Source organism: uncultured Parabacteroides sp. (genome assembly GCF_902493135.1).
In the GTDB taxonomy this organism is placed as follows: Bacteria; Bacteroidota; Bacteroidia; order Bacteroidales; family Tannerellaceae; genus Parabacteroides.
Genome location: NZ_CABUOD010000021.1, coordinates 18,644 through 42,661, shown reverse-complemented (window position 1 = coordinate 42,661; position 24,018 = coordinate 18,644). Strand labels below are relative to the sequence as shown.

The 24,018-nt window shown below is 49.9% G+C and carries 19 protein-coding genes and 1 pseudogene; 8 read left to right on the top strand and 12 right to left on the bottom strand.

The genetic code is table 11. The features are described 5' to 3' along the window. Positions 1-137: 137 nt before the first annotated feature. Positions 138-2,276 carry a VapE domain-containing protein gene (locus tag RDN79_RS11055; RefSeq protein ID WP_298551664.1) on the bottom strand — a complete coding sequence of 713 codons (2,139 nt, stop codon included), beginning with the start codon at positions 2,274-2,276 and terminating at the stop codon, positions 138-140. Positions 2,277-2,455: 179 nt separating this feature from the next. Here RDN79_RS11055 and RDN79_RS11050 point away from each other — a divergent pair, with 179 nt between their 5' ends. After that, complete coding sequence (locus tag RDN79_RS11050; RefSeq protein WP_298551662.1) at positions 2,456-2,605, top strand: hypothetical protein; 150 nt, start codon at positions 2,456-2,458, stop codon at positions 2,603-2,605. Between the two features lie 221 nt (positions 2,606-2,826). Next, a complete protein-coding gene (locus tag RDN79_RS11045; RefSeq protein ID WP_298551660.1) occupies positions 2,827-4,224 on the top strand; it encodes a putative oxidoreductase C-terminal domain-containing protein in 1,398 nt (465 codons plus the stop codon). A 184-nt stretch (positions 4,225-4,408) separates the two neighbouring features. Here RDN79_RS11045 and RDN79_RS11040 read toward each other — a convergent pair whose 3' ends face one another. The 4 genes from RDN79_RS11040 to RDN79_RS11025 form a co-directional block, all read right to left on the bottom strand. Then, positions 4,409-5,428 carry an endonuclease/exonuclease/phosphatase family protein gene (locus RDN79_RS11040; protein WP_298551658.1) on the bottom strand — a complete coding sequence of 340 codons (1,020 nt, stop codon included), beginning with the start codon at positions 5,426-5,428 and terminating at the stop codon, positions 4,409-4,411. Positions 5,429-5,449: 21 nt separating this feature from the next. Continuing rightward, on the bottom strand, positions 5,450-6,988 hold the full coding sequence (locus RDN79_RS11035; protein ID WP_298551656.1) for a SusD/RagB family nutrient-binding outer membrane lipoprotein: 1,539 nt from the start codon (positions 6,986-6,988) through the stop codon (positions 5,450-5,452). Positions 6,989-7,000: 12 nt separating this feature from the next. Continuing rightward, complete coding sequence (locus RDN79_RS11030) at positions 7,001-10,318, bottom strand: SusC/RagA family TonB-linked outer membrane protein (RefSeq protein WP_298551654.1); 3,318 nt, start codon at positions 10,316-10,318, stop codon at positions 7,001-7,003. A gap of 175 nt (positions 10,319-10,493) precedes the next feature. Continuing rightward, on the bottom strand, positions 10,494-11,381 hold the full coding sequence (locus RDN79_RS11025) for a FecR family protein (RefSeq protein WP_298551652.1): 888 nt from the start codon (positions 11,379-11,381) through the stop codon (positions 10,494-10,496). 240 nt (positions 11,382-11,621) lie between these two features. Here RDN79_RS11025 and RDN79_RS11020 point away from each other — a divergent pair, with 240 nt between their 5' ends. Continuing rightward, positions 11,622-12,203, top strand: coding sequence for an RNA polymerase sigma-70 factor (locus RDN79_RS11020; protein ID WP_298551650.1), 582 nt, complete (start codon positions 11,622-11,624; stop codon positions 12,201-12,203). 58 nt (positions 12,204-12,261) lie between these two features. Here RDN79_RS11020 and RDN79_RS11015 read toward each other — a convergent pair whose 3' ends face one another. Both RDN79_RS11015 and RDN79_RS11010 read right to left on the bottom strand, forming a co-directional pair. After that, entirely contained in the window at positions 12,262-13,842 is a 1,581-nt protein-coding gene (locus RDN79_RS11015; protein ID WP_298551648.1) for an Rne/Rng family ribonuclease, read from the bottom strand. A 228-nt stretch (positions 13,843-14,070) separates the two neighbouring features. Next, complete coding sequence (locus tag RDN79_RS11010; protein ID WP_005636204.1) at positions 14,071-14,343, bottom strand: HU family DNA-binding protein; 273 nt, start codon at positions 14,341-14,343, stop codon at positions 14,071-14,073. A gap of 48 nt (positions 14,344-14,391) precedes the next feature. On the opposite strand from RDN79_RS11010, the pseudogene mutY reads away from it, so the two are divergent. The 5 genes and pseudogenes from mutY to RDN79_RS10985 all read left to right on the top strand — a co-directional run bounded on the left by mutY (position 14,392) and on the right by RDN79_RS10985 (position 18,730). After that, positions 14,392-15,621, top strand: a pseudogene (mutY, locus tag RDN79_RS11005) (A/G-specific adenine glycosylase). Positions 15,622-15,664: 43 nt separating this feature from the next. After that, positions 15,665-16,168, top strand: coding sequence for a single-stranded DNA-binding protein (ssb, locus tag RDN79_RS11000; RefSeq protein ID WP_298551646.1), 504 nt, complete (start codon positions 15,665-15,667; stop codon positions 16,166-16,168). Between the two features lie 25 nt (positions 16,169-16,193). After that, positions 16,194-17,534, top strand: coding sequence for a gliding motility-associated protein GldE (gldE, locus tag RDN79_RS10995; protein WP_298551644.1), 1,341 nt, complete (start codon positions 16,194-16,196; stop codon positions 17,532-17,534). Beyond that, entirely contained in the window at positions 17,535-18,110 is a 576-nt protein-coding gene (locus RDN79_RS10990) for a gliding motility protein GldD (RefSeq protein WP_298551643.1), read from the top strand. Next, complete coding sequence (locus tag RDN79_RS10985; RefSeq protein ID WP_298551641.1) at positions 18,110-18,730, top strand: 4'-phosphopantetheinyl transferase superfamily protein; 621 nt, start codon at positions 18,110-18,112, stop codon at positions 18,728-18,730. The genes RDN79_RS10990 and RDN79_RS10985 overlap by 1 nt, the downstream gene beginning before the upstream one ends. 40 nt (positions 18,731-18,770) lie before the next feature. Here RDN79_RS10985 and RDN79_RS10980 read toward each other — a convergent pair whose 3' ends face one another. The 5 genes from RDN79_RS10980 to RDN79_RS10960 all read right to left on the bottom strand — a co-directional run bounded on the left by RDN79_RS10980 (position 18,771) and on the right by RDN79_RS10960 (position 23,957). Next, on the bottom strand, positions 18,771-20,333 hold the full coding sequence (locus RDN79_RS10980) for an ATP-binding protein (RefSeq protein ID WP_298551764.1): 1,563 nt from the start codon (positions 20,331-20,333) through the stop codon (positions 18,771-18,773). A gap of 88 nt (positions 20,334-20,421) precedes the next feature. Then, positions 20,422-21,162, bottom strand: coding sequence for a shikimate dehydrogenase (locus RDN79_RS10975; RefSeq protein WP_298551639.1), 741 nt, complete (start codon positions 21,160-21,162; stop codon positions 20,422-20,424). 21 nt (positions 21,163-21,183) lie between these two features. Next, on the bottom strand, positions 21,184-21,951 hold the full coding sequence (ubiE, locus tag RDN79_RS10970; RefSeq protein WP_298551637.1) for a bifunctional demethylmenaquinone methyltransferase/2-methoxy-6-polyprenyl-1,4-benzoquinol methylase UbiE: 768 nt from the start codon (positions 21,949-21,951) through the stop codon (positions 21,184-21,186). An 11-nt stretch (positions 21,952-21,962) separates the two neighbouring features. Beyond that, on the bottom strand, positions 21,963-22,910 hold the full coding sequence (locus RDN79_RS10965; RefSeq protein ID WP_298551635.1) for a phosphoribosylaminoimidazolesuccinocarboxamide synthase: 948 nt from the start codon (positions 22,908-22,910) through the stop codon (positions 21,963-21,965). A gap of 21 nt (positions 22,911-22,931) precedes the next feature. Then, positions 22,932-23,957 (bottom strand): PhoH family protein, encoded by a 1,026-nt coding sequence (locus RDN79_RS10960; RefSeq protein ID WP_298551633.1) that lies wholly within the window; start codon positions 23,955-23,957, stop codon positions 22,932-22,934. Positions 23,958-24,018 lie beyond the last annotated feature (61 nt).

Below are 24,018 nucleotides of genomic sequence, written 5' to 3'. Positions count from 1 at the left end.
CTATGATAGATGATAGATAAAAGCCTGTTTCTGTAAAAGTTTATGGAAAACGAATTAAAAAACGCCGCCTTTAAGGTGACGTTTCTTAATTCAAACTCGGAAAAGTTTTACAAAAAGGGCATTTTATCTATCATCTATCATAGGTCGATAGGGGGTATGTCTGAATTGCCCGGTTCGGGAAGGATGCCTTTCATCTCGTCCGTCGTGCGTTCGACGACCAGCCAGATGTTGCCATGCATGGTCCGTGTGTATGTGTAGCCAAGCTCTTTTAAAACCCTTCCGACCTGCACCGAGTTCAGCCGGATGCTGCCGCCGAAGCGGGCGACGATCTGGCTGGCGGTGACGTAAGTCCCTTTTTCGTAATCAACGGGATGGCGGTAGTACATCAGGATCAGTTCGCGTGCGGGGTTGGGCGTTTCGAAACGGCGGTTCGCGAGGTTCAGCTCCTCGATCTCGTGGTCCTGGAACCAGTAGCAGAAGCCGGTGTCGAGCAGGTGCTTCGCCTGCGCGTAGAGCCCTTCGTAGTCAATATGGGCGGTCCAGGGGTTGTCGATCGCCGTGACCTCGAACGGCAGCCAGCGGCGGTTGCCGGTGTCGTCGGTGAGGAATTGGAGGTTGTTGCCCGTCGCGCAGAACGAGGCCACGTGCGGCAGGTGCACCTTGTTGCGCCCGTAGGCAGGGCGTTCGTTCACGTAGAGCGTGGTGGTCATGGCCTTGAGCTGGTTCAGTTCGCTGCGCTGCATGGAGTCGATCTCCTCGAAGTTGACGAGCAGGTTCTCCGTCATGGTGAAGAGGTCGTCCTTCGTGAGCCGTTGCGAGTTGGTCTTGGAGGTGTAGTAACGTCGGAGGACAGGCGGCAGGAGGTTCTGGAAGAACGACGTCTTGAAGCATCCCTGCCGCCCGATCAGGACGAGTATGACATGGTTCACCACCTTCGGGTCGAGTGCGGCGGCGACCATCCCGACGAACCAGCGGCGGAAACAAAGCTCGAAACGCGCGTCGCAACCGTCGGCGGTGTGTACCATTGCGGCCAGGCCGGCGATGTGGTCCGTCACGCCGTCCCACGGTCCCGCCTTTTCGAGGAACTCTTCCAGCGGGTGGTAACGGGGCGCGAAGTCGGAGAGCAGGAGCGTGCGCAAATGGAAGAGGTCCGCCTCCAGCCCTTCGCGGCGCATGGAGCACCAAAGGGAGTTCTCGACCGTGTCGTTCATGGGCGCCCAGTCGTCGGACGCGGGGATGCCGTCGGTGACGGAGCGGTATTCGAGCTGGTGCGTCAGCTGGTTCATCCGCAGTTGCATGTAGCCGGCGATGAAGCGTTCCATCTCTTCGATCGTGGCTTTGCGTCGACGCCCGTTTCCGTCGCGTGAGGCGAGGTCGGAGAGGCGCATCGTGCCGTGCTCGGCGGTCAGCATGTAGCAGCTCTTCGCGGTGGAGCGGACGGAGGCCGTGTCGTAGTCGGAGAACAGCTCGGCGGCCCACGCCTCGGCTTCGGCCTCCGGCACGCCGAAACGGTTCATCAGGTAGAGGCACCGGCTGATGTAGTCGTTGTGGCTCCCGGCGGCATAGTGCACGCCCTCTTCTTCCACAAGCCGGCGCACGGTGCTTTCGGCCTGTGCGGCGGAGGTTTTCCACCCTCTGCGCTTTTTTCCTGCGGAGGGAGGCGGTTCTTTTCCGCCCTTGGCGCGGGGCTGGGGTGCGAACTCCAGCCGTTCCGCGTCGGGGCGGTAGAGCGCGTCGGGATCGTGGCAGATCACGGACATGCGGGTGGCGTTCTTGCACTGTCGGTCGATGGCGATGCCGGTGAGCCGGGCGTAGTAGGCGTTCACCGTCTGCCAGGCGGCGGGGAAGTTCTCTTTTGTCACTTCGCCTTCCATCCATGCGATGACACGTATGCCGCGTCCGGACAAGGTCTTGTAGGCAAGGAACGAGTGCGGGTCGGCTCTCACCTGTTCGAGGACCTTGTCGAAGATCTCTTCGGGGATGTCGTCGATGTCCACCATGATGGAGCCCGGATAGCCTTTGATATGCTTCGAGGAGCGTCCTCCCTCCAGGAGGACGGAAGGGACGAAGGCGGGTTGGTTCTGCTTGATCCGGCTTTGCTGCCGTTTCGATGTTTCGGCGTCTTGCCCTTTGCCGGCCGCAAGCGTGCGGAACAGGGCGGTGGCGGCGGCATGGCGCTCGCCGGTCAGCTCTTGTACGATTTCTTCCCATGTGCAGGGAGACGGTGCGGTCGCACGGAGCGAGACGAAGCGCGAGGGGCGGAATGTGTTTTCCATGTAAAATGTTTTATTAAATTTGTTCAATGTTCAGATATGCTGCTTGGGAACGGAGCGTCCGGAGTAGCCTCTGAAACTTTTGGCAAAGTTGTATATTTTTCCGTTCATGATGTCCCCGCCATGTCGGGGCCATTGTGAACGTATGTCAATGTATATATCAATAATTAAATATTTATAACGTGAAAACAGTGTTGACATTCCCTCTGTTGGGACTTTTCGTTGAAAAGTTGATGAGACATTACCGGATAACCGAACGTTTTTATAGAAGCGAACTGTTTGCCGGTAGCCGCAGTTACAGTGCGATTAAAAAAGGGGCGACCTCCGCCTGAGCTACTACGCCCGCCTCGCCGCCCTCCTTTACAACCTCGCCGGCGAAGAGGAGTTCCGCCGCCTGGCACATGAGGCGGTGGAACTGTTCATACGGGAGAAGAGGAAGAAGGGGGAAAACGTTTGATGTTTTTCTGCATGATGTTTTTGTTTTTATATTATCTTTGTTGCCGCAAACAGCCTAATGTAAAAAAATGCTTATCAATAATTTAATTATAATAGTATGAAAAACTATCTTGTATTTTCCATGGCGGCTCTTCTGGTCGGAGCTTCTTGTAACACAAAGCAGGAGAAGGCTGCCGAAGGCTTTACCGGCGCACCGAGGGAAGTGAAGTTGATCACGCTCGATCCGGGACATTTCCATGCCGCATTAGTGCAGAAAGTGTCGTATCCGCAAGTTTCCAAAGATGTTCATGTGTACGCACCCACCGGTTTCGACGTGGATGAGCACCTGAAGCGTATCCAGGGATTTAACACGCGTGCGGAGAATCCGACGGCTTGGAATGAAATCGTTTATACGGGGGATGATTATCTGGAAAAAATGTTGGCCGAGAAGAAGGGAAACGTGATGATCCAGGCAGGAAACAACGGCAAGAAGACCGAATACATCAAGAAAACGCTTGAGGCCGGCATCAATGTGCTTTCCGACAAACCGATGGCGATCAACAGCCAGAGCTTTAAATTGCTGGAAGAATGTTTCGCTATCGCCAAACAGAAAAACATCATGCTGTATGACATCATGACCGAACGGAATGAGATCACTACGATGTTGCAGCGCGAACTTTCCACTATCCCGGCTGTTTATGGCGAGCAGTTGAAAGGTTCTCCCGAAGAACCGGCTATCGTGAAAGAGAGCGTGCACCATCTGTTTAAACTGGTCGACAATAAACCGTTGACTCGTCCGGTATGGTATCTTGATGTGACTCAGCAGGGGGAAGGCATTGTCGACGTGACGACTCACCTGGTCGACCTGGTTCAGTGGGAAGCCTTCCCTGAGCAGGTTATCGACTATAAGAAAGATATCGAACTGATAGATGCCAACCGTTGGACTACCTCCATCAGCCCGGAAGAATTCAAACAGGTGACGGGGACGGAAGCTTATCCTGATTTCTTGAAGAAAGATGTCGAAAACGATACATTGAAAGTCTATTGCAACGGTGATATCGTGTATAAGATCAAAGGTGTGACAGCGAAGGTTTCGGTGATCTGGAATTATACCTTCCCGGAAGGTGGCGGCGATACCCACTTCTCTGTCATGAAAGGCAGCAAGGCCGACCTGGTCATTCGCCAGGGCAAGGAACAGAACTACCAGCCTGAACTGTTTGTCGAAGCAGTGAAAGGCGTGGATCTGGCCGCTTATGAAAAGGACTTGACCGCTTCGATGGAAAAGGTCTCTAAGGAATATCCGGGTGTGGCCCTGAATAAGGTCGGCGACGGCGTATGGCAGGTCGAAATCCCCGCAAAATACCGTGTAGGCCATGAAGCTCATTTCGGTCAGGTGACGGAACATTTCCTGGAATATCTGAAGGACGGCAAATTGCCGGATTGGGAAGTGCCTAATATGCTGGCGAAGTATTACACGACGACTTCGGCGTTGGATATGGCGAAGGCGAAGAAGTAATCATTGGGTTAAACCAGAAAAAAGAAGGAGGTGTGCCAAAACTCCTTTATCACGATCTTTAAGGCACGGATTACGCGGATTACACGGAAAGATAATAAATTTATCCGTGTAAATCCGTGAAATCCGTGCCTAAATTATGTCTATTGTAAGCAGGATTTTCTTTTGACACACCTCCTTCATGAAGTTAGAATCCAAACGTAATCAACACCCCTTTGTGGTCCGTCGGCCATGTGCCGGTTGGAGTGGAAAAGAGGTCTTGGCTGTCCTCTTCGACACGTTGGCTACGGACAATGGAGGACTTTGGACCTACGACAACAGCATCGTTTACTTTCCAACCTTCGGCTGGTATGTAATAGATAAAATCGATGCGGTCCCGTTCGTCGGCATCAGGCGCCCAGGTCAGCTTTTCGACCGGCATGGCCGGATTGTCCGAAGGGAAGGTGAAGCCGGGATGAGTGACGGGATTGGGATATTTCGTGCGGTAGGCATCCCGGAATCCGGCTTCGTACAGCAAAGTCGAGCAATCCCAATGGACGACTGTCCCGTTATGGTCCCACATCTCTTTCGTCTCTTCCGTCCAGTCCAAGTGGGAAGGTTCGTTGAAGTCTCCGCCCAGGATGATGAAGTCAGCCTGCTGTTTTTTCGCGTCCTCAATGACGAGACGGATTGATTCGTCTCGCAAAGATTCGTTGTTGGCTTTCTCTATTTCCGTAACGTCCGTTACCGGTGCGTCCATCTTTTTCCAAGTCACGCCGTTATAGCCGCGTGGCAGATAGCAGGCGTAATGGGTATAGTCCAAGTGTCCGGTGTAGACCACCACCTGTTTTCCCTTTACATCCAACCGGGTCCTGATGGTACGGTCTTTATGCGGGATGTTTTCTGTTTGCTCTAATATCGGATATTTGGATAGAAGGGCGACATCCAACGAACTGCTTTCCCCGAAATAGTTCTTGCCTTTTTTCTGCAAAGCCTCGATGAAGCGGGGTACGATGAGTACCCCGTCTCTATTGCCGGCTTCACTGAACATCACGATATCCGGATCTACCCGGACGATCTCATCCACTACGGCATCGAATCCGTTTTCAACGACTGTCGCATCCATCCAGATGTTCAGATGCAAGACGCTCAATTCATGCTGCTGTTTGGATGTACAACTTGTACAAAGCAAAGCGATCAGTCCGATCCAAATTATGAATTGTTTCATATTGAATTTGTTGTACGGTGATTATTTGATGATCCACATTTTGTCGTTCCAGTCGTCTTTGCCGTCATACTGACGTTGAAGCGCTTCTTCCAGGTTTTCGCGGTTGAAGTCGTATTCGCGTTGTTCGTATCGCCATCTTAGCGGCATCTGGTCCGGTTTCGTGTTCATGTTCGATTGCGGGTTGACAGGTAGCACGGGGTAGCCGGTCCTGCGGTAATCGTAATAGCAAGTGTAGGAGTTGTGCATGAACAGGTCCAGATATTTTTGAGTCAGTACCTCTTCCAAATCCTTTTCGAACGTATCGGCTTTTTTGCCCAACTGCAATTCCGGTTTTGCCAGGAAGGATTGGATATAGTCGTCTGTTATTTCCCGACCGTGGCGGTAGGCGGCAGGCGTGTAGGTAGCCGCGAACTTCATGCTGGCTTCTATCCCCGTATGGTAATATCGGTTGGCATCGCCGTCGATCCAGCCTCTGAGGCAAGCTTCGGCCAGGACGAAGTTCAGCTCGGCGTATCCCAGCTGGATAGTGGGCTGGCAAGTTTCGATTTCCCAAAAGCGGGAGTTGATGTTGGAGATATTCCCGGAAGTGTACAAATCCATGATTTCGCTGTAGATCCTTGAAGGATCGATCCCTTGATAAGCATCCCATTCGCTATCCGGCACGCCTGCTGCTGTTTGGGCTTTCGTCGGTTCGCAGTAGAAAAACAGGCGGTTGTCCTGGTATTTTTTCAATACATCCACGATTGTGACGGATACTCCCGGATAGGGGTTGAATCGTGACAGGTAGAGAGGATAAAGTTGGGAAGAAAGCGTACCGTAGATGAACTGGAAATTGTCAGCGTTCGATTCGAACAGTTCTTGCTTGGCGACGATCGAGGAGAAACGTTGTCTGACGTTCAACTCGGCATCCTGTTCCTTTTTGGACAAGTTGAGCAGGATTCTTAATTGCAAAGCCGACACGGCTCTCTTCCATTTGACAGGATCGCCTCCATAGACGATATCGCCGTCGAAATTGCGGGTGGCATTTGAAAAATGCGTATAAGCGGCATCAAGGTCGTCCAGCATTTGCAAGAATACCTCTCTCTGGGGATCATATTTTGGACGTATGTTTCCTTCTTCTCCTTTCATTGCTTCTGAATAGGGAATGTCGCCCAAAGCCATTGTCGTATCGTAGAGACGGAAAACCTTGATGAACAAAGCTAATCCTTCGTAAGCGTCTTTGTCAACATCGGCAGCCAATTCGACCATTTTGAGGCAGTTGGTCAAGTCTTTGTATACGCTGAATCCGGTTGTGGAAATTTGGTTATATTGTCTACTATCAAGGGCTTCTTGCCAACTGATCATTTTAGTGAAGAACATATCGCCGAAATACCATTTTGCATCGTATTTACCACCTGTTCGAAGTGTTTCCCTCAATTGTCCTGTTGCCAGCATACCCGGAGTTGCCGTTGTTGCCGCGTCCGGATTGGTATTGATGTCGTCGAATCCGTTACAGCTAAAAGCCATACAGGCACCGGCGATCAGCAAGAAATGGTTGATATATGATTTTATTCTTTTCATATCCTATTTATTTTAGAAATTAAACTTCAAATTAACACCTACGTAACGGATAGAGGGAGAGTTGATATTTTCCGTGTCCACATCGGGGTCGGAGAACTTGAAATCCTTTGTCCAGATCAGCAAGTTCTGTCCGACAAGAGCTATTTCAGCACCTTTCACGATGTTTGTGCAATACTTTTTCGGTAACCGGTAAGATAAAGACAACTCTCTCAGCTTGAAGAATGTCTTGCTTTTCAAGAAATTGGATTTTTGTTCGCTGCCGTTATAAGAACGCATATAGGTTTCGTAGGAAACAGCTACATCGTTCGGAACGAATACACGGGTGTCTTCCAGAATATTACCGTCTGAATCATATTTCACATCTCCCGATACGACCTTTACGCCTTCGGCGATGTACCCTTTGTGGTTTCCGTTTACGACTTCGTCAAACCGGAAATCGTTGTCCGAGTCTATATGGCGGCCCGAATGCCACAGGCGTGAACTCATGTAGTCGAACATGTGGCCACCGACACGGCCGTCGAACGAGAAGCTCAATGTGAAGTCTTTATAGCTGAACGTATTCGACCAGCCCCAGATCCATTTCGGGTTGTAGGTGCCTGCGTAAGTCGGATAGGCGCTTTTTTTCGGCATGCCGTTGTAAAGGATCAGTTGCCCGTCGGGAGCCTTTTCCCAATCGTACATTTCCAACCAGTGCCAGGTCTTTCCGGGTGCGACCCAGGGTTTTTGAGTGGAGTATTGTTCATCGATCTTGGAGTAATAGTATCTGTCGGCCGCCCAGTTGAACGAAGAGGTCCAGGTGAAGTCCTTTTGTTTGATGACATCGCCGCTGATCGTAAATTCGACACCGCGGCTCAACTGTTCTTCGCCGTAGTTGATCAGCGTGTTGGAGAAACCGCTGGCGTAGCTCATATCGACATAACGTTGCAAGTCGTACATGATCTTGTGATAGTAGGCCAAGTCGAACTTCAGACGGTTTTTGAAGAAATACAGTTCCGTTCCGATCTCGTATGAGCGGGAAGCACGTGGGCGCAATGATACGTCACGAATGGTAGAAGGATAGAAGGCGGCTGTCATGTTACCCCAATAGTTACGGGAAACACTGTATGTCGAGTTGATGTCATAAACCCCTGTCGGGAATTTGGTCTGTGTCCATGAGCCTCTTACTTTCCAGAAATTCAGGATTTCAGGAAGCTGGAGCAGTTCGGAAATGACCACGCTGCCGGATACCGAAGGATAGAAATAAGACCGTTCGGACTTCGCCAGCGTGGATGCCCAGTCGTTACGTCCGGTGACTTCCACGAAGACCGCGCTTTTCCATGACAATCCGACTTTCCCGTATAAGCTGTTGATCTGTTCTTTCGTGACAGACGAAGAGGTGCTCGCCGGATCGACCGACGCGTTCAGTGAAAAGAATCCCGGCATGTTCAAACCGTTGCTCGTGGATGAACTCTGGTAATCGTTCTCCCTGAAATAGATGGAACCGCCCAGGAAGCCGTCGACGGCGAAGTCACCGAACTTTTTGTTTGCCAGCAACATGATGTCGTCGGTCGTACTGTAGCCCGAATAGTTGGACAGGCGGAATCCTCCCTTTCTGTTGCCGCGGGTACTGATCGGTTCTTTCAACGTAAACTGGTTCCTGAAAGCATCGCCTCCGACACGCATGACCAGTTTCAGCCAGTCCGTCACGTCCAGACTCATGTCCAGGCTTCCGTTTGTCAGGTCCTGATGGCGCTGGTTCGTCCGTTCGTTTGCAAGGAAGTAGGGGTTGTCGTACCACCAGTCGTCCATCCAGTTCTGCTCTTCCTGTTCTTTTCCGGCCCGCCAATAATTGCGGTATTCCCTAAGATCATATTCCGCACCGGTCCAGATGAGCAGGTTATACATGTAACTACCCATGCCGTAGCCGGTTCCGTAGTTATTGGAAAAGATATTCTTGTTGTATGCGATGTCGGCTTTCAGATGGAACTTTTTGTAATCCATCGCGCCTCCGACGGAGAAAGTCAGTTTCTGTTGTCTGGAGTTCGGATACTGTCCTTTGTTGTAGATATGGTTCAGCGATGCGCGTACGCTCCCGTATTCGCCTTTTTGGGAGATGCTGATATTGTTGTTGGTCACCAATGCCTGTTCGAGGAAGTTCTTGAAGTTATCCTTGCCCTTGGATGTCAACGGCATCTCTTCCCATTCGTATGTGAGCGGGTTGTACTGGCTGGCGGTGCGCCCGATGTCCAGCTTGTCTCCCCATACATAATCGCCGGGTGCATATTTCCCGCTTCCTCCCGAACTGTATGAATTTTGCACTTCGGGCAACTTCAGGAAACCGGCGTGGAACATCGTGTTGGAGTTTACGGAGATGTCCAATCCGTCTTTCTGTGCCTTTTTAGTCGTGACCATGATGGCTCCGTCACCGCCTCTCGAACCGTAAAGGGCCGATGCCGTGGAACCTTTCAGGACACTGATGGATTCGATATCGTCAGCCGGGATATCCGACAGGTTGACATTGTAGTGGGGGATTCCGTCGACCACCAGCAAAGGCGTGCTCCCGCGCAACGTGATGGTCGGGGAGGCTGCAAATTCCGTACTGTTCTTGATATTCAGGCCTGCAATTTTACCCGTCAATGAGGTAGCGACGTCCGAACCTTTGGCAACGGTCAGCTGGTCGTTTTTCACTTCCTGAACGGCATATCCCAATGCTTTTTGTTCCCGTTTGATGCCTAAGGCCGTAACGACGACTTCGTCGATCATTTCGGCATCGTCGGCCAGGGTGATGTTGAACACTTGATTTTTGTTGACTGCCACCTCCTGCGTGCTGTATCCGATAAAAGAAACTTGCAGGATGTCGCCTTCGGCAGCTTCCAGGTTGAATTGGCCGTTGATATCGGTGATTGTTCCTGTCGCTGTTCCTTTTATGAGGACGTTGGCGCCGATGACCGGTTCTTTTTGTGTGTCGATGACCGTTCCGGAAATCTTTTTCATTTGTGCCAGGAACAGGGCGATGTGCTTATTGGATATGCGAAAAGAAATATTTCTTTTGCTGCGGAACAGGTTCCGCAGCACCTCGTTCAAGCTTTGATCGGTCTCTTGGATGGAGACCCTTTCGTTTTTGTCGATATCGGAGGTGCTATAAACGAATTTGTAGCCTGTTTTTGCTTCTATTTCTTTAAATACCTCTTCGAATGTCGCGTTTTCTTTGTGCAAGGAGAGCTTTGCGTTTTGGGCATTCAGGGTTGATGTGCCTGTAAAGAGCAGAAATAAGTAGAGGGCTGATATACAGACGAACCGATTCAGAGCAAAATCTTTATGATTTTGCCCGGTTAATGAATTTTTATGCATAATTTTGTAGATATTAATTTTTTGTACTTGGCAGGTTGCTCCCTGCCGGTTAACAATTGGAATTTGGGAATGGTCGCAACATTCCCAATTCTTTTTGTCCGTATATCCGATACGGACTGTATTTGTTTATCATGTACTGTTCATAATTCTGTCTTTTTGTGGTTTGACAATGTATTTACTTTAAGAATATTTCTCCTCTCTGTTTCTCTATTTTGTAGCGGGCGGATATCTGCAGGATGGATAGTATTTCATCCAAGGTCTCCTTTGCGGTGAAATCGGCATTGAACGTCTGTCGGGCCAATTCTTCGTCTTCGATGTATATTTTGACATGGAAAGCCCGTTGCAGCTCCTGCATGATCTCTTCCAAGGGACTGTCCCTGAACATGAATTTGCCCGTGATCCAAGAGGTCGTGCTTTCCGGGCGTATGGTCGAAACTTCCAGTGTGTTGTCTGGCTTGTAGAAGACTGCCCGCTCGCCGGGTGACAGTATTTGGTCTGCCGTTTGGGATTGATTCGTGTTTTTGTACAACCCGATTTTCCCGGTGATGAGAGTAACCGCGGTTTTCTCCGGTTCCGCGTCGACATTGAATGTGGTTCCTAATACTCGTATGCCGATACCGTCGGTTTGGACGATGAAAGGTTTCTTCTCGTCTTTACGGACTTCAAAGAATGCTTCTCCCTTTATTTCGACCTGCCGGATCTGTTTGCTGAACTCCCTCGGATAGCGCAGGCAGGCATTTGCATTCAACCAGACGACACTGCTGTCCGGCAATGTGATTTTTGTTTTTGCATCGGGGACGGCTGTCGTTTCATAATAGACGAGTTCCTGTTCCGGCTCCTTGTCGATCAGGATGATGCTTGTAACCAACAGGAGGGCGATGGAAGCCGCTATGGACAGGTATTTCCATGCGGGGTTCCCTTTACCGGCATAAGAAATGACGACAGGCCGTCGGATTCTTTCCGCCAGACGTTCGGACATCCGCTTTTCATCAAATGGCAAGGACTTGAAGCGTATGCGCTTTGTCAATGATTCGAGTTCTTTGTTGTTTTGTTCATTTTCCATCTTATTCCGGTTGCTTTGTGAATAGAGATGACAGGTGAAGCAAAAAACTCCTATCCGGAATGCAAAAAAAATATTTTAGCAGAAAACGACCTCCTTTGCATAACCCTATGCATTACGCCTCCTAACCCTATTGGTTACGGGGGCTAAAGAATAGGGTTACGGGAACGGACTTGTCCGATTGAATAATTTTAGCTACATTTACCGATTATTATTATATCGTAAAAGGACTATATCTAAGAGATGGAAAAAGAGAGTACCATATCTCTTTTTGAAAAAATGGTGAAAGGGGATGAAACAGCGTTCCGGGTATTTTTTGAAACCTATTCCCGGCGTTTGTTCCATCTTGCTTATTATTATTTGAACTCTCGTGAATTGGCGGAAGAAGCCGTCCTGGATGTTTTTACGGTTATTTGGCAGAAGCGGGAAACGCTTTCGCATGTAAAAGAACCGGAACATTACCTCTATGTGTCCGTCAAGAATCAGGCATTACATTATATAAGAAGGGGATATGTGCAGGAGAAAGATTCATATTCTTTATATGAAATAGAGTTGATACCAGATTCGGATTCACCTGAAAAAAGTCTGTTGGATGAAGAATATCAGGTTTTGGTCCAGCAGGCGATCGATTCGTTGCCTCCGAAGTGCAAGGAAGTGTTTCGTCTTGTCCTGTCCGATAAATTGAAAAACCGGGAAATAGCGGATGTCTTGGGGATTAGCGAGAAGACCGTCAACATTCACATTGCAAAGGCCTATCAGCGAATTGCCGAGTATGTGAACAGGCAATACAAGCAGATGAAAGGCTTTATACTCCTTTTGTTTTAGCTTTTCGGATATGGCTGAAAAAATCCCCGAAGGCTTTAACCGCTCCGGGGATTTTCAGTTACTTGATTTCCTTTTCTTCCATCATGTCCAGTTCGTTCTTGTCGGAGTCGATAAATTTATACTCCAAGAAGCCCAGACTTTGATTCGGAATCACTTTAATACCCATCGAGTATTTCAGTTTCCATTTCCAACTGAGCGGGAATCTTCCGCTCTTGATAAATGCCGCTACATAAGGATGTACGTGCAGGGCGAATTTCTTCACATTGTGTTTGTTGACCAAACAGTCGATTTTTCCTTCCAGGCTGTCGGTAAACAGGATAGAGGGTTTGATGGTTCCCGTTCCGAAGCAGGTCGGGCAGGCTTCGGATGTATCGACATCCATTGCCGGACGAACACGCTGGCGGGTAATCTGCATCAGGCCGAACTTGCTCAATGGCAAAATATTATGTTTTGCCCGGTCGCCGGCCATCGCTTTCAGCATGTGTTCATACAGTTTCTGCCGGTTGGCTGCTTCGGCCATATCGATGAAGTCGACTACGATGATGCCACCCATATCGCGCAAGCGTAATTGGCGGGCGATTTCGTCTGCCGCTGCCGTGTTCACGTCGATAGCCGTCTTTTCCTGGGCATCACTGCCTTTGGAGCGGTTCCCGCTGTTTACGTCGATGACGTGCATGGCTTCCGTGTGTTCGATAATCAAATAGGCTCCACTTTTGTACGTGACGGTGCGTCCGAATAAGGACTTGATCTGCTTTGTGATTGCAAAGTTGTCGAAGATGGGAAGTTCGCCGGTGTACCGTTGCACGATCTCTTCCCGTCCGGGGGCAATCAGGCTGACATAATCACGGATATTGTGATATACGTCCGCATCGTTCACATAAATGTTCTGAAAAGAGGGGTTGAAGATGTCGCGCAACAAAGCCACTGCCCTTGCCGTCTCTTCGTAGATGAGCGCAGGAGCTTTTACTTTGGTGATCTTAGGAATGTTCTCTTCCCAACGTTTCAGTAATGTCTTCAATTCATGATCGAGTTCGGCAACGCGCTTTCCTTCCGAAGAGGTGCGTACGATTACGCTGAAGTTCTTCGGCTTGATGCTTTGAATGAGTTGGCGTAGACGGGCCCGTTCTTCGGCCGATTTGATTTTTGTGGAAACCGATACTTTATCGGCAAACGGCATCAGCACGATGTATCTTCCTGCAAACGAAAGCTCGGAAGTCAGTCTGGGACCCTTTGTTGAAATCGGCTCTTTGGCGATCTGCACCAGCACTTCCTGTCCGACTTTGAGCACGTCGCTGATACTTCCGTTTTTTTCGATTTCGGGAAGCAGCTGCAGCTTGGAGAGGGCGGGAAGTTTTTTCTCTCCCTTCTCTTCCGCCAGTGCCTGCTTGAGGAACTTCTGCTGGGTGTTGAAATTAGGACCTAAGTCCTGATAGTGAAGAAATGCATCCTTTTTATAACCTACATCAATGAAAGCAGCGTTCAAACCCGGCATCAGTTTCTTAACCTTGCCTAAGTAGATATCACCGACGGCAAAAGAGACGTTGCGGGCTTCCTTTTGGAGCTCGACAAGGTTCTTATCCTCCAGTACGGCTATAGATACCTCTTTGGGTTGTACATCCACTACTAATTCACTAATCACTATAAAAAGAGGTGTTAAAATGCGAGACCTTATTAAATACGCAAAGAACAAACTTAAAAAGGTCTCTTATTAAGTTTGTTCTTCAGAGTTGTTCAAATAGACTTATTTTTTCTTATGTCTATTCTTCTTTAGTCTCTTTTTGCGCTTGTGCGTAGACATCTTATGTCTTTTTCTTTTCTTTCCGCTAGGCATTGTTTTAAAATTTTAAATTAAACTATAATAACTAAATTACTTTACTTCGTTCAAGAATGTCTTAGCCGGCTTGAATGACGGAATGTTATGTTCCGGGATGATGATCGTAGTATTCTTTGAAATATTACGAGCTGTCTTCTGGGCTCTCTTTTTAATCACGAAACTTCCGAAACCTCTCAGGTACACGTTTTCGCCCTGAGACAATGAACTTTTTACGATGTCCATGAAGGACTCTACGCTGTTCAGCACTGTCTGTTTGTCGATGCCAGTGCTTTTTGAAATTTCGCTAACAATATCTGCTTTAGTCATGTCTATAAATTAATTAAATAATTGATTTGGACCTATTAATTTTTTGGAATGCAAATATATAGCTTTTTATTTAAGTGGAAAAAGAATTGCCAACCAAATTTTAAGAAAAAAGTTTCCTTACAATTCGTTAGAACTGTGTATGTTTGCAGTAATCAATTAGTTGCAAGTCTTGAGAAGGCTTTAAAAGAACGATATGTCGCAGATAGAAAACGAATTAGAAATCAGCCGTTTGTTGCGTGACTGGTATCGGGAACATAAGAGAGAGCTGCCTTGGCGCGAATCTTCCGATCCTTATATCATCTGGATTTCCGAGATTATCCTTCAGCAAACACGGGTTGTCCAGGGAATGGATTACTTCATCCGCTTTACCGGACGGTTCCCGGACGTGGCTTCGCTGGCTACGGCGGAGGAAGACGAGGTGTTGAAATATTGGCAAGGCCTCGGCTATTACAGCCGCGCCCGTAACCTGCATGCCGCGGCAAAGGATATCATGGAACGGTTCGGCGGGGTATTCCCGAAACAATATAAAGATGTGATCTCTTTGAAAGGGATAGGGGAATATACGGCGGCGGCTATCGTTTCCTTTGTCTGGAACCAGCCGTATCCGGTCGTGGACGGGAATGTCTTCCGGGTGCTTTCGCGCCTGTTTGCGGTAAGCACTCCGATCGATACGCCCAAAGGGAAAAAACTTTTACGGAACTGGCCGGTCTGGTGATGGACCCGCGGCATGCCGGACTGCACAACCAGGCCATGATGGAATTGGGCGCCTTGCAATGCGTGCCGCAAAATCCGGATTGCGAAGCCTGTCCGCTGAAAGGGTGCTGTGCGGCTTACGGGGCAGGCGACGTGCAAGCCTTTCCGGTGAAGCGGAAGAAGACCAGGACGCGTGACCGGTATTTTCATTACTTATACATTATATATAAAGGTAAAACCTGGTTGTCCCGCCGGAAAGGAAAAGATATCTGGGAAGGGCTTTACGAGTTTCCGCTTATCGAAACGGACAGGGCTATGGATTTTGCGGAGTTGCAGGCGACGGATGCCTTTCGCCGCCTGTTCGAAGGGGCGGGACGGCTGGATGTCTCGCTGGATTTGCAAGGGGTGAAACATGTCCTGTCCCATCAGATCCTGTATGCGGCTTTCTACCGGATAGAGATAGAGCGGGAGAGCGATGCCTTGAAATCTTTCCTCCCTGTGGCGACGGGCGATGTGGAGAAATATGCAGTTCCCCGCCTGATACAGATTTATTTGGAGAAATTAGAAGGAAACTTGTCAGAATGACTGAATTTATGTTTCTTTGTAAACTAAATAAAAGAATAGAGCTATGTCATTGAATAAAGTTATATTGATCGGTAACGTCGGACGCGATCCGGAAGTGCGTTACTTCGACAGTGGCGCTGCTGTCGCCAACTTCCCGCTTGCTACTTCCGAGAGAGGTTATACGTTAGCCAATGGGACGGTTGTTCCCGAACGTACGGAATGGCACAATGTGGTCGTTCGCCGTGATTTGGTTTCCTTCGTTGAAAAATGGGTGAAGAAAGGTTCCGGACTCTATGTGGAAGGCAAGATCCGTACGCGCAGTTACGACGACCAGTCCGGCGTGAAGCGGTATGTGACGGAAATCCATGCCGACCGTGTCGAGTTTTACAGTACCGGTTCGGGCATGGGAAATCGCGACAATGCTTCCGGTACGGGTATGACGGGAACACAGCCGCAGACCGCCCAGCCGTCCGCCGGATATCAGCAACCGGCAGGCTACCAGCAACCCGCATCCGGACAACCGGACACATCTTCAGATTCCAACAGTGCGGACGATCTTCCGTTCTGATATTGTTTAACTAATACTGTTCCCCTTGGACTCAGACTATTATTTATCGGGCTTATTCGACCAGGTTACCATACAGGCGTTCACAGCAGGCCCTGTAATCGCGTTAAGCCTCGCAATCCTTCTGCTGTTGGTTTCCGGCTTCGTGTCGGCTTCCGAAGTGGCGTTCTTCTCGTTAACCCCGGGTGATATCAATGACATCCGGGAGGAGAATGAGCCTTCCGATCCGTTGATCCAGCGTTTGCTGGACCGTTCCGAGTACTTGCTCGCCGCTATCCTGATCGCCAACAACTTTGTGAATGTGGCTGTCGTCATGCTTTGTACTTACGGCATCAATGCGATCATCAATTTCTCTGCCGCTCCGATGTTGGGGTTCGTCCTGGAGACGATCGTCCTGACCTTTCTCCTTTTGTTGTTCGGCGAGATTATGCCGAAGATTTACGCACAGAAAAACTCGCTGCGGTTCGTGCGCAGTTCGGCTCCCGTGCTGAATGTCGTGGAGCGTGTCTGCCGCCCGCTTTCGAAAATATTGGTCACATCGACCAGCGTCATCAACAAGGCGTTGGTCAAGAAGAAGTACGACCTTTCGGTCGACGAGCTTTCCAAAGCATTGGAACTCACTTCCACCGAAATGCCGGAAGAGAAGGAGATGCTATCGGAGATCATCAAGTTCTATAACAAGACGGCCGACGAGATCATGACGCCCCGTCTGGATATGGAGGATATCGAAATCAAGACGAGTTTCCGCACCGTGGTCGATTTTATCATCCAATCCGGCTATTCCCGTATCCCGGTCTATGCCGATTCGGAGGATAATATCAAGGGAATCCTGTATATCAAGGACTTTTTGCCGTATGTGGAGAAGCCCGACACGTTCCGCTGGCAGAGCCTGATCCGTCCGGCTTACTTCGTGCCAGAGACGAAGAAGATCGACGATCTCCTGGAAGAGTTCCGTACCAGCAAGATCCACATGGCGATCGTGGTGGATGAGTTCGGCGGCACTTCCGGCATCGTGACGATGGAGGATATCCTGGAAGAGATTGTCGGCGAGATATCCGATGAATATGATGAAGATGAAAAGCAGTTCATCCGCCTGGCGGACGGCAGCCTTATTTTTGAAGCCAAGATATTACTGACCGATTTCTTCCGTGTGATCGGAGCCGATCCTGCCGAGTTCGGCAAACTGACGGAGGAGGTTGAAACCCTTGCCGGCCTTTTGTTGGAGATCAAAGGGGACTTCCCGCGACGGCGCGAGATCATCGAGTATGACGACTACCGTTTCCAGGTCTTGGAAATCGATAATCGCCGTATCCTGAAAGTCAAGTTCAACCGCATCTCAGAGCAGGCAAAGGATAAACAGGGGGAATAAATGCGTATATCAGCCGGTATAATATGGATTCTGCTGTCGGCCTTGTGTGTTTCCTGCACGGAATATACGCCGAAGCCGCGCGGCTATTTCCGTATCGAGCCGCCTGTCCCTTCCTACCAGGTGCTTCCGGTGGAGGATTTGCCTTATACTTTCCGGCTTTCCAAATGGGCGGAAGTGGAGTTGCCTCCGGTCGGGAATCCGGCGGGATGGATCAACCTCTCTTATCCGCAGTTGAACGCGAAGCTCTATTGCAGCTACTTTCCCGTCACTCCGGCCACGTTGGGCAAGGCGGAGGAGGAATGCCGCGCCTTGGTGGTCCGGCAGGCGAAATACCCGGAACGGATCAAAGTGCAGGCGTACACGAATCCGGAGGCTTCGGTGTACGGCTCGCTTTTCATGCTGGATGGCGAATCCGCTTCGCCGCTGCAATTCATGCTGACCGACAGCGTCTCCCGCTTTTTCCGGGGGGCTTTGTATTACGACTGTATTCCGAATGCCGATTCGCTGGCTCCCGTCACCGACTATCTGAAACAGGATGTCATTGAATTGATCCAATCTTTTAACTGGAAGAAATAATGCCTCTTCTCCTTCAACATATCGCTCCGCTTTGGGGGGTCTGGAAGATCGAAGAATCCTCTGAGACTCTTTTGGCCCTTCTGAAGAATGCCGAAGAATATCTTCCGGAGCTCGACGGTATCCGCACGGAACACCGTCGCCAGGAATGGCTTGCCAGCCGCGTGCTTCTGCAGGAGCTTTTGGGTAGCCCCCTTCGCATCGCCTATCATCTGAACGGTGCGCCTTATCTGCCGGATTCGCCTTTACACATCAGTATTTCGCATACGAAAGGGTATGCTGCCGTCCTGCTGCAGAACCATCCTGCTGCCGGCATCGACATCGAATATCATTCCGAACGGGTACTGAAGATTCGCAGCCGCTTTATGGCCCCGGAAGAGGAAGCCGGCATCGACAAGGAGCACGAAACGGAACATCTGCTACTTCATTGGTGTGCAAAAGAAACGCTGTTCAAGATGATCGGACAGGAAGAGGTCGATTTCCGGAAACATCTGCATGTCCGTCCGTTTCGGTATGCGGAAGAAGGAAGTTGTACCGCCCATGAAACGCGCACGGAGCAAGGCTCGGTTTATCGGTTGAACTACCTCGTTACCCCCGCTTTCGTATTGACTTGGAGTGTATGAGTTTTTCTTCATTATTATCAATTAATGTACCGGATTTGGATTAATCCCGGATTTCCCATTTCCCGATATTTCGTTCTTCTGCATCGAAGGAGACGCCAACTTTCACTAACTGCCGTCCGTCGGCTGTGTAGGGGATAAGGTATCCTTTATGCTCGATTTGTTCCAATGCTTCTGACGCGGAGCCGTCGAGCTTGAACTCGAATACATAGATGTAGTCTTTTGTTTTGACTACAGCATCGGCCCGTCCGCGGGCACTGCGTACTTCGGCGTCGCAAAACTGTCCCATCAGCTTGAACACGAGATAAAATACGACCTGGTAATGCCGTTCGGTGCGGGCGTTCAGTTCGTAAGGAAAGTCGGCGAAGAAGGCACGCAGGCGGGTGAGGAAAGCATCTACGTTGCCGGCACGAAGCTCCTGCACGAACTTGCCGATATAGAAACCCTTGTCGTCGTCCGTTATGGAAGTATAGAAAGGCGTGATGAAACTGAGGAAGCCGTAGCGCACCTCCTCGTTAGGAAACTCTAACTTGTAGAGTTGGAATTCGCGGTCGTACTCTTTTATCGTGAGGTAGCCGCTCTGGTAAATAAGCGGTATGGGGTTGTTGGCATCCACGCGGTATTCGGTGAAAGCAGATGCCTGTGTTTCCAGTCCGTCGATTAGCTTACGCAGGTCGTACTCGCTCTTTTTGAGCAATTCGACGAGGAAGGTGGGCGTGCCTGTCTGGAACCAGAAGTAGTCGAGCCGCCGGCTATTCAGTGCGTTCAGGACGCTGAACGGGTTGAACATCCCGACGGATCGTTCGTTAAAGTGATAGCCGTCGTATTTCTTTTTCATCAGTCCGACGATTTCTTTTTCAGTCAGATGGTTTTCTTGGGCGATACGTTTTAACTCCGGTTGGAAGTTGGCAGTCAGTTCTTCTTCGGTAATTCCGCAAGCCGTAATATAGTCCGGGTGCATACTGATATCCATCAGCTGGTTGAGGTCGCTGAACACGCTCACCTGAGCAAATTTTGTCACGCCGGTAAGGAACACGAATTTCAGGAACGGGTCGGCACTTTTCAGTACGCCGTAGAACGCTTTCAGTGTCGACCGGTATGCTTCGAGCAGTTCTTTATTGCCGAGAGCCTGCAAGAGTGGCTTGTCGTATTCGTCGATCAGGACGACGACCTGGCGGCCTGTCTGTCGGTTGGCATGGCGGATGATGTTGGCGAAACGTTCTTCCGGGCTTCTGTCGCTTTTCTCCTTTCCGTAGATCGTTTCCCATATTTCGAGATGCTGGTTTAGCATTGCTTCCAGATCTGCTACTTCTTTGTATTTCCGGGCATTCAGATCGAGATGCAGCACCGGATACGTCAGCCAGTCATGTTCGAGTTTCTCAATGGCTAACCCTTTGAATAGTTCCTTTTTCCCGAGGAAATAGGCTTCGAGGGTGGAGATAAGCAGACTTTTCCCGAAACGGCGCGGCCGGCTAAGGAAATAAGGCTTTCCCATCGTGACAAGTTGGTAGACAATTTCCGTCTTGTCCACATATACATAATTGTCCTTCCGTATATCTTCAAAACTCTGTATGCCGATCGGCATTTTTCTGATCGCTGTGTCCATAAGCAGGTTGCCGGTACGTTTATGTACCGGCTTTACAAAGATAGCATCTTTTAGGGTTACTATCAAACGATTCTCCGGTAACGCGGAGTTATTTCTGCCAGATCTCCCAAGCCGCAAACGCTTGCAACAGCAGCATTTCCAACCCGTTCTTGACGACAGCTCCTTTTTCTTTTCCTTTCTTCATGAAAAGGGTTTCATCCGGATTGTACAAGAGGTCGTACAGCAGATGGTCCGGAGTGAGCAGGTCGTAGGGGATGTCCGGGCAGGCGTTGATATTCGGGAACATGCCTAACGGGGTCGTATTGACGATGACGGTGTACTGTTCCATCGTCTTCGGAGTGATCTCTTCGTAGGTGATGCAGAATTCTTTCGGTTTACGGGAAACCAATGTTGCGCCTACGCCCAATTGTTTCAATCCCTGGAAAACTGCTTTCGATGCACCGCCTGTCCCTAAGATCAAGGCTTTGCGATGCGTCTCGTTCAGGAGCGGCTCGATGGAACGCTTGAAACCGATGATGTCGGAGTTGTAGCCCTTCAGCTTTTTGCCGAAGAGTCCTTTTGTGAATTTGATGACGTTGACGGCTCCGATCAGCCGGGCGTCTTCGTCCAGATCATCTAAGTAGGGAATGACTTGTTCCTTGTAGGGGATGGTGACATTCAGACCGTTCAATTCCGGGTTGTCTTTTAATACAGTCTTCAGATCTTTGATGTTCGGGATCTCGAAGTTCAGATAAGTTGCATCAATTTTCTCGGATTCGAATTTCTGGTTAAAGTAGTTCTTTGAAAAAGAGTGTCCGAGGGGATATCCTATTAAACCATATTTTTGCATGACCTGTAATTTTAAGATGATTCATATTGTTGGGGCGGTTCGTGAACTGCCCTTGCTGCCCGTGTATAGCGAACAAATACCGAAAGTGAAAGTGCGCGAACGGGCTTCGCTGAAACCAACCCGGCTGAGCAGGTCGGTCATTACCTTCCCTTGCGGGACGACCCGGATGGAAGCCGGCAGATAGCTGTAGGCCGTATGTTCTTTTGAAAGCAGGCGTCCGACGGTGGGTATCACGATTCTGGAATAGAGGTTATAGAGCTGCTTCATCGGGAAATGTTCCGGTGAGGACAGTTCCAGGATCATCAGATGCCCGCCCGGCTTCAGTACCCGGTACATCTCGGCGATCCCTTGCTCTATGTTTTCGAAATTCCGTACTCCGAAAGCGGCAGTGACGGCATCGAACGAGTTGTCCGGATAGGTCAGTGCCGTGCAGTCCTGGTATTCGAACGTGATGTGGTCCGACAATCCCGCACTGGCGACTTTCTGCCGTCCGACTTCCATCATGCCCTCCGAGATGTCGGCCCCGATGATGCGGTCGGCTTTCAGGCGGCGGTGCATGGAGATAGCCAGGTCTCCCGTGCCTGTGGCGATATCGAGGATCGAGGCGGGAGAAAAAGGACGCAGGAAAGCAATCCCTTTCCTGCGCCATATTTTGTCGATACCCAGCGAAAGCGTATGGTTCAGCCGATCGTATGTACCGGCGATGGAGTCAAACATGCGCTTGACTTGTGTAGCTTTGTGCTCATCGTTGTTGTAAGGTAGAATCTGTTCCGAACCGTACTTCGCCATATCCGTTTATCTTATTTGTTGAGATATTCGGTTACGTTCTTTTCGATGCGCGAAAGGAGGTTGTCCGTATCGCCTTTTTCGAACTTTTCGCCTGTGATGTGTTCATACAGTTCGATGTAGCGTTCGCTGATGCCGTCTACGATGGCGGGAGTCATTTCGGGAACTTTCTGGCCTGCCTTGCCCTGGAAACCGTTTTCCATCAGCCATTCGCGGACGAATTCTTTGGAGAGCTGTTTCTGCGGTTCGCCTTTGGCAAAACGTTCTTCGTAGCCTTCGCTGTAGAAATAGCGGGAAGAGTCCGGCGTGTGGATTTCATCCATCAGGTAGATCTTACCGTCGTGTTTGCCGAATTCGTACTTCGTGTCGACGAGGATCAAGCCGCGTTCGGCTGCAATTTCCGTACCGCGTTTGAAGAGGGCGAGCGTGTATTTTTCCAACAGTTCGTATTCTTCCGGAGTAGCCAGGCCCTGGGCCAGGATTTCTTCTTTGGAGATGTCGGCATCGTGTTCGCCTATCTCGGCTTTTGTTGTCGGGGTAACGATCGGTTCGGGGAAACGTTCGTTTTCACGCATGCCTTCCGGCAGCTTTACGCCGCAGATTTCGCGTACGCCACTCTTGTACGCACGCCATGCACTTCCGCAGAGGTAGCCGCGTACAATCATTTCAACCGGGAAGCCTTGGCACATCACGCCTACGGTCACCATCGGGTCGGGGGTGGCCAGTTTCCAGTTCGGGCAAATGTCGGTAGTCGCATCCAGGAATTTGGCTGCGATCTGGTTCAGCATCTGTCCTTTGTAAGGGATACCTTCCGGCAGGACTACGTCGAATGCCGAGATACGGTCTGTTGCTACCATCACCAATACGTCGTCGTTGATGTTATACACGTCGCGTACTTTACCATGATAGACACTCTTCTGTCCAGGGAAATTGAAGTCTGTTTTTGTTAATGCCTTCTTCATACCTTTGTTTTTATGGGGCGCTTATCGGGCGTCCTGATTGTTATTAATGTTGTTCGTTTTCTCTTTCTGATTATCGGCGGGAACGGTTTGCGAACCGATCCTACGGTTTTGTCTGTTGTCGAACTTATCGTAGGCTTCGACGATGCGTTGGACGAGTTTATGGCGGACAATGTCCTTTTTCTCGAACTCGATCTTGCCGATCCCTTTTACATCTTTCAGGATTTGCATGGCTTGTACAAGTCCGGAAGTGGCTGTCGGCGGCAGGTCGATCTGCGTCACGTCGCCGGTGATGATCATTTTGGCATTCATTCCGAGACGGGTGAGGAACATCTTGATCTGGTGTGTCGTCGTGTTCTGGGCTTCGTCGAGGATGATGACCGCATCGTTCAGCGTCCGTCCGCGCATAAAGGCAAGCGGGGCGATCTGTATCACGTTGTTCTCCATGTATTCCTTCAGCTTGGCTCCGGGAATCATGTCCTGCAGGGCGTCATACAAGGGTTGGAGATACGGGTCGAGCTTATCCTTCATTTCTCCGGGGAGGAAACCTAACTTTTCGCCGGCTTCCACGGCCGGACGGCTCAGGATGATCTTGCGGATTTCTTTGTTTTTTAATGCTTTTACGGCGAGGGCGATGGCGACGAAGGTCTTGCCTGTCCCGGCGGGGCCTGTGGCAAAGACGAGGTCGTTTTCTTCAAATGCTTTGACAAGGCGTTGCTGGTTTTCCGTGCGGGCGACGATCGGTTTGCCGTTCATCCCGTGGATGATCAGGTTCTCCTGTTTGGCGACCACCGGGGCTTTGCCTTTGATGATGTCCAGTATGACCTCTTCGCTCAGCGAGTTGAATTCTTCACAATATTTCTCTACCTCGCGAATTTTCTTGAGAAAGAGTTCCGATTCGTCTTCGTCTCCGATCACTTTCATCACATTTCCCCTTGCCACAATGCGTAGCTTGGGGAACAATGTCTTAATCAACTGCATGTTGACATTGTTTACTCCGTAGAATATGACAGGGTCTACGCTCTCAAGAATATAAATTCGTTCAATCATTCAATTCGTTTTAGTTCTGCCTTTGTTGCGAATTCTTTTGCCATTCTCGTTCAGGCAGACA

What these genes read in the sequence shown, in the direction of transcription:
- RDN79_RS11055 (WP_298551664.1), bottom strand. Translation starts at nt 2,276, where the DNA reads ATGGAAAACACATTCCGCCCCTCGCGCTTCGTCTCGCTCCGTGCGACC.
- RDN79_RS11045 (WP_298551660.1), top strand. Translation starts at nt 2,827, where the DNA reads ATGAAAAACTATCTTGTATTTTCCATGGCGGCTCTTCTGGTCGGAGCT.
- RDN79_RS11040 (WP_298551658.1), bottom strand. Translation starts at nt 5,428, where the DNA reads ATGAAACAATTCATAATTTGGATCGGACTGATCGCTTTGCTTTGTACA.
- RDN79_RS11035 (WP_298551656.1), bottom strand. Translation starts at nt 6,988, where the DNA reads ATGAAAAGAATAAAATCATATATCAACCATTTCTTGCTGATCGCCGGT.
- RDN79_RS11030 (WP_298551654.1), bottom strand. Translation starts at nt 10,318, where the DNA reads ATGCATAAAAATTCATTAACCGGGCAAAATCATAAAGATTTTGCTCTG.
- RDN79_RS11025 (WP_298551652.1), bottom strand. Translation starts at nt 11,381, where the DNA reads ATGGAAAATGAACAAAACAACAAAGAACTCGAATCATTGACAAAGCGC.
- RDN79_RS11020 (WP_298551650.1), top strand. Translation starts at nt 11,622, where the DNA reads ATGGAAAAAGAGAGTACCATATCTCTTTTTGAAAAAATGGTGAAAGGG.
- RDN79_RS11010 (WP_005636204.1), bottom strand. Translation starts at nt 14,343, where the DNA reads ATGACTAAAGCAGATATTGTTAGCGAAATTTCAAAAAGCACTGGCATC.
- ssb (WP_298551646.1), top strand. Translation starts at nt 15,665, where the DNA reads ATGTCATTGAATAAAGTTATATTGATCGGTAACGTCGGACGCGATCCG.
- RDN79_RS10990 (WP_298551643.1), top strand. Translation starts at nt 17,535, where the DNA reads ATGCGTATATCAGCCGGTATAATATGGATTCTGCTGTCGGCCTTGTGT.
- RDN79_RS10985 (WP_298551641.1), top strand. Translation starts at nt 18,110, where the DNA reads ATGCCTCTTCTCCTTCAACATATCGCTCCGCTTTGGGGGGTCTGGAAG.
- RDN79_RS10980 (WP_298551764.1), bottom strand. Translation starts at nt 20,333, where the DNA reads ATGGACACAGCGATCAGAAAAATGCCGATCGGCATACAGAGTTTTGAA.
- RDN79_RS10975 (WP_298551639.1), bottom strand. Translation starts at nt 21,162, where the DNA reads ATGCAAAAATATGGTTTAATAGGATATCCCCTCGGACACTCTTTTTCA.
- ubiE (WP_298551637.1), bottom strand. Translation starts at nt 21,951, where the DNA reads ATGGCGAAGTACGGTTCGGAACAGATTCTACCTTACAACAACGATGAG.
- RDN79_RS10965 (WP_298551635.1), bottom strand. Translation starts at nt 22,910, where the DNA reads ATGAAGAAGGCATTAACAAAAACAGACTTCAATTTCCCTGGACAGAAG.
- RDN79_RS10960 (WP_298551633.1), bottom strand. Translation starts at nt 23,957, where the DNA reads ATGATTGAACGAATTTATATTCTTGAGAGCGTAGACCCTGTCATATTC.